Annotated in this window: 9 protein-coding genes; 3 read left to right on the plus strand and 6 right to left on the minus strand. The window is 64.0% G+C overall.

Annotation, left to right across the window (positions count from 1 at the left end):
* Window positions 1–22: 22 nt before the first annotated feature.
* Both AB4N98_RS02605 and AB4N98_RS02610 read right to left on the minus strand, forming a co-directional pair.
* Complete coding sequence (locus AB4N98_RS02605; protein ID WP_068936444.1) at window positions 23–1,513, minus strand: aldehyde dehydrogenase family protein; 1,491 nt, start codon at window positions 1,511–1,513, stop codon at window positions 23–25.
* Window positions 1,514–1,524: 11 nt separating this feature from the next.
* On the minus strand, window positions 1,525–3,066 hold the full coding sequence (locus tag AB4N98_RS02610; RefSeq protein WP_460149209.1) for an acetolactate synthase large subunit: 1,542 nt from the start codon (window positions 3,064–3,066) through the stop codon (window positions 1,525–1,527).
* Between the two features lie 252 nt (window positions 3,067–3,318).
* On the opposite strand from AB4N98_RS02610, the gene AB4N98_RS02615 reads away from it, so the two are divergent.
* Complete coding sequence (locus tag AB4N98_RS02615) at window positions 3,319–4,077, plus strand: IclR family transcriptional regulator (protein ID WP_017526974.1); 759 nt, start codon at window positions 3,319–3,321, stop codon at window positions 4,075–4,077.
* A 20-nt stretch (window positions 4,078–4,097) separates the two neighbouring features.
* Here the strand turns inward: AB4N98_RS02615 and AB4N98_RS02620 are convergent, their stop codons facing one another.
* From AB4N98_RS02620 to AB4N98_RS02630, 3 genes are all read right to left on the minus strand, one after another.
* The gene (locus tag AB4N98_RS02620) at window positions 4,098–5,420 is read right to left on the minus strand and encodes an alginate export family protein (RefSeq protein WP_177412893.1); all 1,323 of its coding nucleotides are present in this window, start codon (window positions 5,418–5,420) and stop codon (window positions 4,098–4,100) included.
* An 89-nt stretch (window positions 5,421–5,509) separates the two neighbouring features.
* Entirely contained in the window at window positions 5,510–6,928 is a 1,419-nt protein-coding gene (locus AB4N98_RS02625; RefSeq protein ID WP_065878597.1) for an aldehyde dehydrogenase family protein, read from the minus strand.
* 77 nt (window positions 6,929–7,005) lie between these two features.
* Window positions 7,006–8,454: an APC family permease gene (locus tag AB4N98_RS02630; RefSeq protein ID WP_217856327.1), complete on the minus strand. Its 1,449-nt coding sequence runs from the start codon at window positions 8,452–8,454 to the stop codon at window positions 7,006–7,008.
* A 414-nt stretch (window positions 8,455–8,868) separates the two neighbouring features.
* On the opposite strand from AB4N98_RS02630, the gene AB4N98_RS02635 reads away from it, so the two are divergent.
* Window positions 8,869–11,007 (plus strand): methyl-accepting chemotaxis protein, encoded by a 2,139-nt coding sequence (locus tag AB4N98_RS02635; protein WP_217856325.1) that lies wholly within the window; start codon window positions 8,869–8,871, stop codon window positions 11,005–11,007.
* A gap of 60 nt (window positions 11,008–11,067) precedes the next feature.
* On the opposite strand, the gene AB4N98_RS02640 is transcribed toward AB4N98_RS02635, so the two are convergent.
* A complete protein-coding gene (locus AB4N98_RS02640) occupies window positions 11,068–12,030 on the minus strand; it encodes a helix-turn-helix domain-containing protein (RefSeq protein WP_068936452.1) in 963 nt (320 codons plus the stop codon).
* 214 nt (window positions 12,031–12,244) lie between these two features.
* Here AB4N98_RS02640 and AB4N98_RS02645 point away from each other — a divergent pair, with 214 nt between their 5' ends.
* Window positions 12,245–13,621: an aspartate aminotransferase family protein gene (locus AB4N98_RS02645; RefSeq protein ID WP_017526968.1), complete on the plus strand. Its 1,377-nt coding sequence runs from the start codon at window positions 12,245–12,247 to the stop codon at window positions 13,619–13,621.
* Window positions 13,622–13,627: the final 6 nt, after the last annotated feature.

Consider the following 13,627-nt stretch of genomic DNA (forward strand, 5'->3'; position numbering starts at 1 on the left):
TACCTCGTAGTGATGATTCAGTTCAGGCCAGATCGACGAATACGCTTTTGGTCTCGGTATAAGCGTCGATCACGTTCTTGCCCATTTCCCGGCCCCAGCCGGATTGCTTGTAGCCACCGAACGGCGAAGCCGCATCGACGACGTTCCAACAGTTGACCCACACCGAACCGGCCTTGAGCTGCGCCGCCAGGCGGTGCGCCGAGCGCAGGTCGCGGGTCCACAGGCCGGCGGCCAGGCCGTACGGCGAATCGTTGGCGCGCAGTACCAGTTCGTCGACTTCGGTCCAGCTCATCACGGTGAGCACCGGGCCGAAGATTTCTTCGCGGGCCACGCAGGCGCGCTCGGCACGGTCGAGAAAGACGCTGGGCTCAATGAAATGACCGCGCTCCAGGTGCGCCGGACGCTCGCCGCCGCAGATCAGTTCGGCGCCCTCTTCCCGACCACGCTGCAGGTAGCCCTTGACCGTCTCCAGTTGGCGCCCCGATACCAGCGGGCCCATGCTGCTCGCCGGGTCCAGGCCGTTGCCGAGCACATGCGCGGCGGCATGGCGTTGCAGCTCTTCAAGCACCTGGTCGAGCACGCTGGCGTGTACATACAGACGCGAAGCGGCGGTGCACACCTGGCCCTGGTTGTAGAAAATGCCATCGGCGGCGCCCTTGGCGGCACGCACGATGTCGGCGTCGGGCAAGATGATGTTGGGCGACTTGCCCCCCAGCTCCAGCGAGACCTTTTTCATGTTGCGCGTGGCCGCCTGGGCGATCAGCCGGCCGACCTGGGTGGAGCCGGTGAAGGCGATCTTGTCCACATCCGCATGCTGCGCCAACGGCGCGCCGGTTTCGGCGCCCAGGCCGGTGATCAGGTTGACCACGCCCGCCGGAAACCCCGCGGCCTCGATCAACTGCACCAGCCGGATCGCCACCAGCGGCGTCTGCTCCGCCGGCTTGAGCACCGCCACGCAGCCGGTCGCCAGCGCCGGGCCGAGCTTCCACACGCACATGTTCAGCGGGAAATTCCACGGCACGATCAAGGCACATACGCCCACCGGCTCGCGCAGGGTGTAGTTGAGCATCGGCGCGCCGCTGGCCGGCGAAACCGGCAAGGTGCCGCCTTCGATCTTGGTCGGCCAGCCGGCGAAGTAACGAATGATGGTGGCGGCGCTGGCCGCTTCACCGCGAGCGGTGGCGATGGTCTTGCCGTTCTCCAGGGTGATCAGTTGGGCCAGCTCCTCGCGGTGCTGGTCGATAAGGTCCGCCAGGCGAAACAGCAACAGACCGCGCTGGGCCGGCGACTGCATGGCCCAGGTGCCGGTAAAGGCGGCGCGGGCGGCCGCGACGGCGGCATCCACGTCGCGCTCGTCGCTCTGCGCAACCTCCGTCAGGGTCTCCTGGGTAGCCGGGTTTTCCACGGCAAATCGACGACCGCCGGCGGCGTCCTGCCAGGTTCCGCCGATGAACAGGCGACCGGGTTGCGCCAGGAACGCGCGCACTTGGGGTAACACATCAAGCTGCTTCATCATCGACTCCTTCACAGTGCCATTTCGATCAGGCAAGGCCCCGCATCGGCGGCGGCGTTGGCCAGTGCGCGTTGCAGTTCGGCGTTGGTGTGTACGGTGCAGGACGGCACGCCGTAGCCTTTGGCCAGGGCTTTCCAATCGATGCGCGGACGGTCGAGCACGGTCAGCTTGAGGGCCTGGGGGTCGAGTTCGGTCATGCCGAAACGGCGCAATTCGTTTTGCAGGATCGCGTAGCGGTGGTTGGCGGCGATCAGGATCACCACCGGCAATTGCTCGCGGGCGATGCTCCACAGGGTTTGGATCGTGTACTGCGCGCTGCCGTCCGATTGCAGGCAGAACACCCGATTGCCACGCTCGGCCAGCGCGGCGCCGAAGCCCACCGGAATGCCCTGGCCGATTGCGCCGCCGGTGTTGGTCATGACCCGATGCCGTTTGGCGCGCGCCGAGGCGGTAAAAAACGGATAGCCGCAGGTGCCGCCCTCCACCGAGACAATGCAGTCGTCCGGCAGCGCGGCGGCCAAAAGCTGGCCGACCGACTGCGCGCTCAACGCCGCTTCGTCCGGCGGCAGCTGGATGTCCTGCGGCGTGGGCACATAGGCCGGGGCATCCAGCGCATCGGCCAGCGCGGTCAGCGCCCCGGCCACGTCGTCGCCGACCTCGGCCAGCGACAACAGGCGCTCACGCTCGGCCAGCCGCGACGGGATACCTTCATAACCGAAGTAACTGATGGGCTCGGGTACACCGGCACACACCACTTTGTCGTATTGCTCAAGGATTTCGATGGCCACTTCCGGGAAATACGGCAGGCGATCCAGGTCGGGCAAACCGCCGCCGCGGTAGCTCAGGCGCGGGAACGTTTCGGCGAACAGCCGCACGCCGGGCAGTTGCGCCAGGCGCCCCGCCGCTTCCAGCCCGGCCACCGACAAGCCATGGTCACCGACGATGAACACCAGGCGCTGGCCATCGCGCACCGCCTGGGCCACGGCTTCAATGCGGTCGCCGGCAAAGCGCCGCACCGGCGCCCGCAGTGGGCTGAACCGGCCGGTGTGGGTCACGGCGTTGGCTTGCAGGTCCATCGGCAAAATCAAGCTGGCAATCTGGCCCTTGGCTTGCCAAGCGGCACGCATGGCTTCTTGCAGGTCTTCGCCGACTCCCGAGGCGGTGCGCGAGGTGCGCACCCAACTGGACACGCTGCCGGCCAGGGCCTGGATATCGCTGGCCAGGGGCGGATCGTAATTGACGTGCCACGAGGCGTGATCACCGATCACATTGACGATGGGCGTGTTGGCGCGCCGTGCGTTGTGCAGGTTGGCGATGCCATTGGCAAAGCCCGGGCCCAAGTGCGTGAGGGTCATCGCCGGTTTGCCGGCGATACGGCCATAGCCGTCCGCGGCGCCGGTGCACACCCCTTCGAACAACGACAACACCGGTTTAAGGGCCGGCGCGCTGGCCATGGCCGCCACCAGTGGAATCTCGGTGGTTCCCGGGTTGGCGAAGCAGTACTCGATACCGCTTGCCGCCGCCGCATTCACTATCAGTTGCGCGCCATTCATGCTCTGCCCTCTCGCTTGAGCGTTTTATGTGGTGAGATTTATCACATACAAAAACACACCAAACAAGCATTTTTTATTAGTTTGTCTCTTATTTTGAGATTTATGAATATTTAATGCCTGTCGAAATTGCATTTATCGCGAGCTGATGTAATGTGGCGCAACCCCGCAGGCCGTCTGTGGACGCGGGCTTGGATCTGCGCTGTTTTCGCCTATAGTGCTTAGCCGCGTGCCACCCCCCTTTCTAGGAACGAAATGAGCAGCCTGAGCAAATTGCTGAGTGTCCTGGACCTGTTCGGTCCAGCGACGTTGAGGATCGACCCGGACACCATCGCCGAACGCATGGGCCTGTCGCGCGCCACGGCGTATCGCTACGTCAAGGATCTGTGCGACGCCGGCCTGCTGACCCGTGTGGATGCCGGCAGCTATGGCCTGGGGCCGCGTGTGATCGAACTGGACTGGATGATGCGCCAGTACGACCCTATCCTGCTGGCGGGGCGCGAGCTGATGCACGAGCTGTCGGCGCAGACTGGCCTGGCGGTGTTCGCCAGCGTTTTTTATGACGGGCGCATCATCAATACCTACATCGCCGAACCCACCGATACCTACCACTTCTCCTTCGGGCGCGGGCACCCGTTGCCGTTTTTTCGCGGGGCGCAATCCAAGGTATTGATCGCCTTTCAGAAGGGCCGACGCCTGCAACGCCTGTTCGACGAACACATGGCCGGCGACCCGGACAGCCCCTACGACTGGGCAAGCTTCGCCAAGGCCACGAAAAAGATCCGCAAGGACGGCTATTGCCTGACCCACGACGAACTCAACCTGGGCCTGACCGGCATCGCCGCGCCGATCATCCAGCCGGATATCGACGAGGTGATCGGCAGCCTGTCCGCCGTCGGCAGCACCCAGAGCTTCAAGTTGCTGCGTCAGGAAACCGTGATCGAAATGGTGATGGACACCACGCGGCGCATCGCCGAGAACATGCGCAATCACCCCCGCACCGCCGCGCCCTGAAACGCGACGGTGATGGCGGGTCAGAACGGTACGGCGACGGTCAGTTGGCTGTACAGGTTGGTGCCGTTGCCGACGGCCTGGTTGCCGCCGCTGGTGGCGTCTTCCTTGGGTTTGTAGAGGCCGATCAGCGGCGTGATGATCAAGTGCGGGTTGACCGCCCACTCGGCATACAGGTCCAGCTCCTGCGCATTGAGGTTCAGCGCATTGCTTTTGCGCACCGTGTCGAAGTCGAAGTACAGCGCGCCCAGCGTCAGGTTTTCCAGCGGCATGGCCTTGAGGCTCACATGCTGGATGCGCGTGTTGCTGTTGAACGGCCCGGCATAGTTGCCGGCCACTTCACCCTGCAACCAGGTGCCGTAGCCGGTGCTCAGGCCGGTGAACAGCGAATCCCACTTTTGTGAATAACGGGCATAGCGATAGGTGACCTTCGGCGTCCAGGCGACATCGGCGAAGGTGTAGCCGGCTTCGCCGTACCAGGCTTTTTCGGGCCCGCTGTCCTTGTCCTGCCAGGCATATTCGAACGCCAGGTTCACGTTCGGCAGGCCGGCGTCGCCTTCACCGCGCACACTGTAGACGTTCATGCCCTTGCGCTGGCGCTGAAAATCGCTGGCCCAGCGCTCGTTCACATCGATGCCATGCACCCAGGTCAACCCCAGGGTGCCGGGCTTGGTGGTGTAATCCAGCGTGCCGGCGGCCACTTCGCTTTCAGCCTGGGCGCGGTTGTCGGATTTAAGCCACAGCAGGCTGCCGTGCAGGCCGTCTTTGCCGCCCAGGCGCAGGAACGCGGTTTGATCGAAGGCATGCCGCGCGGCCAGGTAATACGCACCGCCACGGTTCATCGCGCCATCGGCCGGGCCCTTGCCCAGGTTCGGGCCGTCATCGTTGATCAAAAAGCCACTGCCGAGCTTGACCACCTGGCGCCCACCGGAAATATCCACGCCGTCCTGGCCCAGGGCCGGAAACAGATCGCCGGAGCGCCACCCCAGGTAGGCGTCTTCGATCTTGGTGGTGCGTTCGCTGCCGAGGGTATTGCCGGCCGGGTCGCCATCGCCCCAGGTGGCGGAACTGACCAACGCAAAGGCGCCATAGGCAGTACCGTTACCGGCCAGGGACTGGTCGCCGCTCACGCCATACTTGATGAAGCCTTCGCGCCAGGTAGAACCGCCCGCCGTGCCGTCGTAGTTTTTGCGGCTGTTGAACATGCCGAATACGGCGGTCATGTCGGCGTTGAGATGACGGCTTTCATCGCTGTACAGCTCGTAGGCCTGGACCTGGCTGATGGCACCGAGCGACAAGGCGCAAGCCAATGTGCCGCCCAGCATTGAAGTGGATGGATACCGCATGATCGAAGCTCCTCAGGGTGCGCCTTTAAAGGCTGTCTTAGCTATTGGCATGAGAGCGGCGCAGCTTTGCTGCGCCAGGTGGGCAAGGCTTACTCGGCCGCGCGCTTATTGACGAACAGCAGCTGTTGACCGGTGAATTCGAGCAACCCTTCCAGGCCGAACTCGACGCCGAAACCAGACATTTTGCTGCCGCCGAACGGGGTATTGGGCTGGATGCGCGCGTGGCAGTTGACCCACGCCACACCGCTTTCCAAACGGCTGGCCAGCGCCTGGGCCTGCGCCACATCCGGGCCCCATACCGAGCCGCCCAAGCCCATGTCGCCGGCGTTGGCGCGGCTCAGTACGTCTTCGACGTCGCGGTAGGCGATCAGCGGCAAGACCGGCCCGAACTGCTCTTCATCGACCAGGCGCTGGCCGTCGGTCACATCGGCGACCAGCGTGGGCGGGTAAAAGAAGCCTGGGTGATCCAGGCGCGCGCCGCCGCACAACACGCGCGCGCCTTGGGCCCGCGCATCGTCGACCAATGCCTCGACCAGCTTGAGTTGATCCAGGTTCTGCACCGGGCCGAAGTTGACGCCGGGCTCCAAGCCATCGCCCACCACCTGGCGCCCCGCGATCAGCGTTAATGCATCGGCAAATGCCTGGTACTGGGATTCGTGGATATACAAACGCTTGAGCGCCGCGCAGGTCTGGCCCATGTTGAGAAACGCCGCCTGGAATATCTCCTCGGCCACCTCAACCGGCGTGCCGGGCAGGACGATGGCGGCGTCGTTGCCGCCCAGTTCCAGGGTGAGGCGCTTGAGGTTACTGGCGGCGCCGCGCATGACGCTCTGGCCGGTGGCGGTAGAACCGGTGAAGACGATTTTCTGGATACCCGGGTGCGACGTTATCGCACTGCCGAACCCCTGCTCGCCAGTCACGCAGTTGATCACCCCCTTGGGCACATGCCGCGCAATGATGTCGACCAGGCGCAGGGTACTCAGCGGCGTCAGGCTCGACGGTTTGCTGATCACGCAGTTACCGGCCCTCAGCGCCGGCATGATGTGCCACACGGCGATCATGAACGGCCAGTTCCACGGTGTGATGGAGGCCACCACCCCCAGGGGCTTGCGGTGCAGCTCGACGCGCTGGGTCGGGGTTTCTTCCACCAGCTCGACGTCGATCTGTTGCCCGGCGGCGTAGCGGGTCCAGGCGGCGCCCCCCATGACTTCGGAAAATGCCAGCTCCAGCGGTTTACCTTGCTCAAGCACGATCAGCCGGGCCAATGCGTCGGCATTTTGCTCAATATCATCGGCAATCGCCATGAGGCGCTCGCAACGCAGCGCATGGGTACTCAGGCGCCAGGTTTTGAACGCGGCCTGGGCGGCGTCTACCGCCGCGTCCAGTTGCGCCAGCGAACCGGCCGGGCACTGCGCGAAGGCTGTGCCGGTGGCTGGATTGATCACATCAAACTGCCCGTTTTCACCGGCAACCTGAACCCCGTTGATAAGCATTGTGTAGTGCTGCATGTGGACGCTTCCTTTAACGCAGACGAGCTTTGGCGTGCGACGCAAAATAAGTCGCAGTGGGTGTGTCGGAACGTGCTTTAGAGCTTGTGGCTACCCAGGGCCAGGAACCGCTGCGGCGCAACCTTGCGCAGGCGCGCGGCCAGGTAGATGCCGGCCAACAAGGCCGCCGGAATGACCGCACACAGGCTGTAGGACAACAGTTGGCTGGCACCGGTCAGCACATCGAAATGCACCACCGCCAACACCAGCACCATCAGCAAGGCCAGGCAGGAGAAAATCGGCAGGATGCGTCCACGCCAGATCCCGACTTTGAGCTCGGGATGCCGATGGAAGTACACGCACACCGCGACCGAGGTCATCGCCATCAGCAGGATCACGCACAGGGTGGCCAGGTTGGAGAACCAGGCGAACAGTTGCAGGATCGGGTCGGCGTCCATCGCCGCGAAAATCAGCACGACCACCGCGGCGATCAGGCTTTGCAACGCCGAGCCCATGTGTGGGCTCTGGTGCACACGGTGGGTGGTGCCCAGCAGGCTGTGCAGCAAGCCGTCACGCCCGATGGCGTAGAAGTAACGCGCCGCGGCGTTATGAAACGCGAGCAGCCCGGCGTAGATGCTGACCATGAACAGCACGCGGATAACCTGGGTCAGGTGCGGCCCGACAAAGTGGTCGGACATGCCGTAGATAAACGTGGTCGGGTCCTGCAGGGCTTGCAGCATCGGCACGATCTTGTCCGCGCCCACGCCCACCACCATCGCCCACACCGACAGCGCATAAAACCCGCCGATCAGCAGCACCGAGCTGTAGGTTGCGATTGGAATCGTGCGCTGCGGGTCTTTCGCCTCTTCACCATAAATGGTGGTGGCCTCAAAGCCGATGAAGGCGGCAAAGCAGAACAGCAGGCCGATTGACGGCGTGCCGCTGAACACGTGCTGGCTGCTGAAGGAATCAAGGTTGACCCCGCTGTCGCCACCGGTCTTGAGAATGGCGAAATCCAGGGTGAGGATCGCCAGGTATTCAGCGATCACCACCACCGACAACACCCGCGCCGACAGGTCGATCTTGCGATAGCCGAGAATCGCAATGCTGACCATCGCCAGCAGCGAATAGGACCACCAGGGCAACACCAGGCCGAAGACACTCTCCATGGTGCCGCTGACCACACCGCCGAACATGCCGTACAGGGCGATCTGCAAAATGTTGTAGGCGAACATCGCCAGCACCGCCGCCGAGCCGCCGGCCAGGCCGCCCAGGCCACGCGAGGTGAAGGCGTAGAAACCACCGGCGTTGGTGACGTGCCGCGCCATGGTGGTGTAACCCACCGAAAACGCCATCAGCACCGCCAGGGCCAGCAACAGCAACGCCGGGGTGCCGGCGCCGTTCCCCAGCATGATGCCGATCGGGAATCCGCCGGCAATCACACTGAGCGGACTCGCCGCCGAAATCACAAAAAAGATGATGAAGCCGACACCCAGGGCGCCACGCTTGAGCTCCGTAGAGCCATTGACCGGCATAGTTACACTCATGTTATTGACCTTATTGTATGAGGCAGTCGCTGTGGGGTGGCGCCGACTCAGGCTCTATCGGTGCCGGGTAGCGCTTTTATTCTTGAGGTTGCACGCTGGATTCGATCCTATGCCCGCCTACGGAACCCTCGCTATCCCAAATCGGTAACATCGCCGCCAGCGCCCCAAAACAGGTCACCCGCCGCGACACTCCACGCCGATTTGGGATAGTCGCGCGCAGCTGCTGGCCTGCATGCTAGGTTCAGGCCCCCTCTGCCCGGCTGTCGGCCAGTGGCACCAACCGCCAGTCGGCCCGTGGCAAACGCCTGTGCGCAAAACGCGGCGCCGGCCGATGCACTGACAAACCAATAAGAAATCGGTGGCCCAGGCCAACCGATGATCGTTCAATACGCTGTTCACCCGTGAGATAGCCCAATGTTCGACACCCTCTCCATTCGCTTGAAAATCGTGCTGCTCTCGGGCTTGTGCCTGCTGGGCGTGATCAGCCTGATCGTCGGCATGAACCTCTACCAGAGTAGCCAGAACAACCGGTTGATCAGCACCTCAAGCAGCCGGATGCTCACGGACAGTGGCGAGAACCTGCTGCAGGCCAAGGCCGCCGAGCAGGCCAGCAACCTGCAACGGGTGTTCGGCAGCAGCCTGCAGACCATCAGCGCCTTTGCCGACCAGGCGAGCCACCTGCGCGACATGGCCGCCCAGCGCGGGTTGGCCGCCACGACCTTGCGTGAAGAACTCAACCAGGCGCTCAAGACCACGTTCGACCACAACCCGCAGGTACTGGGGCTTTGGCTGGTCTACGAACCGAATGCGCTGGACGGCAGGGACGCCGAATTCGCCAACGACGCCGCACGTGCCTCCAACGAAAACGGACGCTTTGCCAGCGCCTGGAACCGGGGCGCCGGCCAACCGATGAATATCCTGATACCCGAAGCCGATTTGCAGAAAACCGAACTGAGCATCAGCGGCACGCCTTACAACAGTTGGTACACCTGCCCGCGAGACACCGGGCGTACCTGCCTGATGGCGCCCTACGCCGACACACAGGCCGGGCAGGTGCAACTGATGACCACCTTGTCCATGCCCTTGATCGTGGATGGCAAGGTGGTCGGCACGCTCGGCGTGGACCTTGCGCTCGGCGCCCTGCAAGCGGCCGCGAGCGATGCCCAGCGCGCACTGTTCAACGGTTCGGGGCGCATGCTGATTGTGTCCGACAGCGGGGTGCTTGCCGCCTACAGCAGCGACGCCAGCCAGATCGGCAAACCCATCAGCGCGCCGTTGGCGCAGGAAGGCCAGGCGGTGCTCAGCGCCCTGGCGCAAAAAAAGCCGGTCGTGCTGGCCCAGGATCAATCGATTCGCGCGGTCTACCCTGTCGCGCCGATCCCGCAGGCGGCGCCCTGGGGCGTGGTCATTGACCTGCCCAGGGAGGTCTTGCTGGCCGACTCGGTGAAACTGCAAGCCTTGCTTGACCAGACCCAGACCCGCGACACCCTGGAGTCGCTGCTGGTGGCCATCGGCGCCGGGCTGCTGGGCCTGCTGTTGATCGGGTTCACCGCCTCCGGCGTGACGCGCCCGATCAACAGCGTCGCGCAGATGCTCAAGGCGATTGCCAGCGGCGACGGCGACCTGACTCAACGGCTCAATTACCGCAAAAAGGACGAACTGGGCGAACTGGTGCAGTGGTTCAACCGCTTTCTCGACAAGCTGCAACCCACCATTGCGCAGATCAAGCAGAGCATCACCGATGCACGCGGCACCGCCGACCAGTCTTCGGAAATCGCACGGCAGACCAGTGAAGGCATGCAGGTGCAGTTTCGCGAGATCGACCAGTTGGCAACCGCCTCCAACGAAATGAGCGCCACGGCGCATGAAGTCGCCAGCAGCGCGTCGAACGCCGCCCAGGCGGCCCGGGGTGCCGACCAGGCGTCCAAAGACGGCATTACCCTGATCGAACGCAGTACCCACGACATCAACGCCCTGGCCAATGAAGTCAGCAAGGCCGTGACCGAAGTCGAGGCGCTGGCGGTCAACAGCGAGCAGATCGGCTCGGTGCTGGAGGTGATCCGCAGCATTGCCGAACAAACCAACCTGCTGGCACTCAACGCAGCAATCGAGGCCGCACGCGCCGGAGAAAGCGGGCGCGGTTTTGCGGTGGTGGCCGATGAAGTGCGCAACCTGGCCAAGCGCACCCAGGATTCGGTGGAGGAAATCCGCCTGGTGATCGAACGCATCCAGACCGGCACGCGTGGCGTGGTGGCCACCATGCATTCAAGCCATGCACAGGCCCAGAGCAATGCCAGGCAGATTCACCAGGCCGTGCAAGCGCTTGGCAAAATCAGCGAGGCGGTGACGGTCATCAGCGATATGAACCTGCAGATCGCCAGCGCGGCGGAGGAACAAAGTGCGGTGGCCGAGGAGGTCAATCGCAATGTCTCGACTATTCGCGGGGTGACCGAAACGCTGACCGAACAGGCGGCCGAATCGGCGCAGGTCAGCAGCCAGCTCAATGCGCGGGCCAATCATCAAATGCAGTTGATGGACCAGTTCCGCGCCTAGGCGGCGGCCGGTATCGCTACAGCGGCGCCAGGCCATTGATGCGCCATGGCGGGCGGGTGTTCAGGCGCGCGCGCAGGCAGGGATGGCGGCACGCGCGGTTTGCGAGGGCAACTCGGCGAACAGGGCGTGGTACTCCTCGGCAAAATGGCTGAGGTGATAGAAGCCCCATTGGGCGGCGGCATCGCCGACCGAGAGACGGGACGCCGCGGTCGACATCAAGGCGCGGCGCACACCGTTGAGCCGCACCGAGCGCAGGTAGTTCAGCGGCGTCGTCTCGGCCACCGCGCGAAAGCTGTTCTGCACGGTGCGGCGACTCACCTGGAGGCGCTCGCACAGTTCGTTCACGCTGGGCACGTTGAGCATCTCGGCCGTGGTCAGCCGGTGGCATTTCTCGACAATGAAGCTGCGCGTGGAGCTCGGGCTGCGCTGCTGTTTGTCACAGGCCGGGTCGGTGAGCAGCTGCATCAGTTCATCGAGCAGGGCCTGCTCAAGCCTGGGCTCACACGCGCTGTCGGGCGCCTGGTCGGTCACCGCCAGGGACAGCATCGCCAGCAATCGCCCTCGGGCCTGGGCAAAGCGCTGCGCGCAGACCCGGATCACCGGCTGACGCAACAACCGACCGATCTCCCCGGCCGACGCCGTGTGCGTCAACGCCTGCTCGAACCATTCGCGCTCGAACGTGACGGACAACAGCTCCATGCCCATCGGCATATGGAACATGAACTCCTCGCCGCCGTGCAGGAAAAACAGGCTGCTGTCGTCCACCTCGCGGCCCTGCATGCGCGTCGAGCCCGGCACGCTGATCGGCACGGCGAAGCACATCTTGCCGCGCGGCGCCACGCCGTGCTGCACCACGCGTTGGTTGATCTGCTCGCGGAACACGTGGCAACGCGCCGTCGTCAGTTGCATCAAAGAACTTTCGGCCTGGCCGGCGGTTAACTGGCTGTAGTCCTGGCTCCATTCCTGGACAGTGGCGGCATGCACATGGATATCGCGAAAGTGGCTCACATGATGGTTTTGCATGATGGGTGAAAACCTCTGCCGATAGTGTTGTTTCCAGCCTGCCGTGTTTTGCGATAGTCCCACATAGGTCACGCATTGCAAATTCTTTGTATCTGCCGCCATGCATCGGCAACGGCGCAGCTCATGCGCGTCGATTTGCCGATTCGGGCTAACGGTCAAGGCCCTGTCATGAGAATGATCGGCTCACTGAAAACCGTCAGCCAGAGAGTTCGTCATGAGTGAGTCCAAATTAGAAGCCCTGCATTTTGCGGATGCGCCGCGAATGATTTCCACAACCCTGCCCGGCCCCATGACCCGCGAGGCGCTGGCATTGTCGGCACGCACCGAGTCGATGGCGCGCGGCGGCGGGCGCATGCCGATCGCCATGGACCGCGCGTTCGGCGCGACCTTCAAGGACCCCGACGGCAACACCTACATCGACCTGTCGGCGGGCGTGGGCGTCAGCAGCGTCGGGCGCTGCCACCCCAAGGTGGTGCAGGCCATCCGCGATCAATCCGAAGTGCTGATGCACGCCCTGGAAATCAACAGCACCCGCCGCACCGCACTGGCGGCCAAGCTTTCGGAGATCGCGCCCGAGGGCCTGCGCGGTGACTGCATCACGTTCTTCACACAAAGCGGCAGCGACGCGCTGGAGGCGGCGGTCAAGTTCGCCAAACGCATCACCGGGCGTCACCAGATCCTGGCCTTCCACGGCGGCTACCATGGTGTGTGGAATGCCTCCGGCGCGCTCACCACCGGCACGGCCTACCGCAAGGGCTACGGCCCGATGATGGGTGGCGTGATCCATGCGCCCTACCCCTACGCCTATCGCTTTCCCTTCGACACCTCGCACGCAAGCGCCGAGCAGATCGCCGGCGACTACGTGGATTACCTGCTCAACAGCCCCTACACCGCCGCCGATGATGTGGCCGCCGTGATCGTCGAACCGGTACAGGGCGAAGGCGGCTACGTGCCGCCCTCGCCGCAGTTCCTGCAACTGCTGCGCAAAGCCTGCGACCGCGCCGGCGCGCTGCTGATTGTCGATGAAGTGCAATCCGGCGCGGGGCGTACCGGCAAGATGTGGGCGGTGGAGCATTCCGGCGTGAAGCCCGACATGCTCACCTTCGGCAAGGGTATCGGCAGCGACCTGCCGATGGCCGGACTGATCATGCGCTCGGACCTGGCGGCCGCGATTCCCGACGGGTCGATGCCCAATACCTTCGCCGCCAACTCGTTGTCGGCAGCCGTGGCGCTGACCAACATCAGCATCCTGCAAGACCCGGAACTCGGCCTGCTGGAGCGCGCCCACACCCTGGGGCTGGAAGCGCAGGCACACATCCGCGCGTTCAACAGCCCGCTGGTGGGTGAAGTGCGCGGTCGCGGCCTGATGATTGGTATCGAGCTGGTCGAAGACGCCGCCACCAAGACCCCGCTGGCGGGCGAAAAGATCGGCCGGCTCATGGGCTACCTGATGAATCACGGCGTGCTGATGATCCCGTGCGGCCGCTACGGCAACGTCATGCGTGTGATGCCCTCGCTGACGATCCCGCGCGCAATGTTCTTCAAGGCGCTGGACGTATTCGGCGACGCCCTGGCCTCCCTTGAGGCATGAGGTATA

The sequence above is a fragment of the Pseudomonas sp. S3_E10 genome (assembly GCF_054667615.1).

Bases quoted from the DNA above. Each gene is read 5' to 3' on its own strand.
- AB4N98_RS02605 (WP_068936444.1), bottom strand. From the start codon at position 1,513: ATGAAGCAGCTTGATGTGTTACCCCAAGTGCGCGCGTTCCTGGCGCAA.
- AB4N98_RS02610 (WP_460149209.1), bottom strand. From the start codon at position 3,066: ATGAATGGCGCGCAACTGATAGTGAATGCGGCGGCGGCAAGCGGTATC.
- AB4N98_RS02615 (WP_017526974.1), top strand. From the start codon at position 3,319: ATGAGCAGCCTGAGCAAATTGCTGAGTGTCCTGGACCTGTTCGGTCCA.
- AB4N98_RS02620 (WP_177412893.1), bottom strand. From the start codon at position 5,420: ATGCGGTATCCATCCACTTCAATGCTGGGCGGCACATTGGCTTGCGCC.
- AB4N98_RS02625 (WP_065878597.1), bottom strand. From the start codon at position 6,928: ATGCAGCACTACACAATGCTTATCAACGGGGTTCAGGTTGCCGGTGAA.
- AB4N98_RS02630 (WP_217856327.1), bottom strand. From the start codon at position 8,454: ATGAGTGTAACTATGCCGGTCAATGGCTCTACGGAGCTCAAGCGTGGC.
- AB4N98_RS02635 (WP_217856325.1), top strand. From the start codon at position 8,869: ATGTTCGACACCCTCTCCATTCGCTTGAAAATCGTGCTGCTCTCGGGC.
- AB4N98_RS02640 (WP_068936452.1), bottom strand. From the start codon at position 12,030: ATGCAAAACCATCATGTGAGCCACTTTCGCGATATCCATGTGCATGCC.
- AB4N98_RS02645 (WP_017526968.1), top strand. From the start codon at position 12,245: ATGAGTGAGTCCAAATTAGAAGCCCTGCATTTTGCGGATGCGCCGCGA.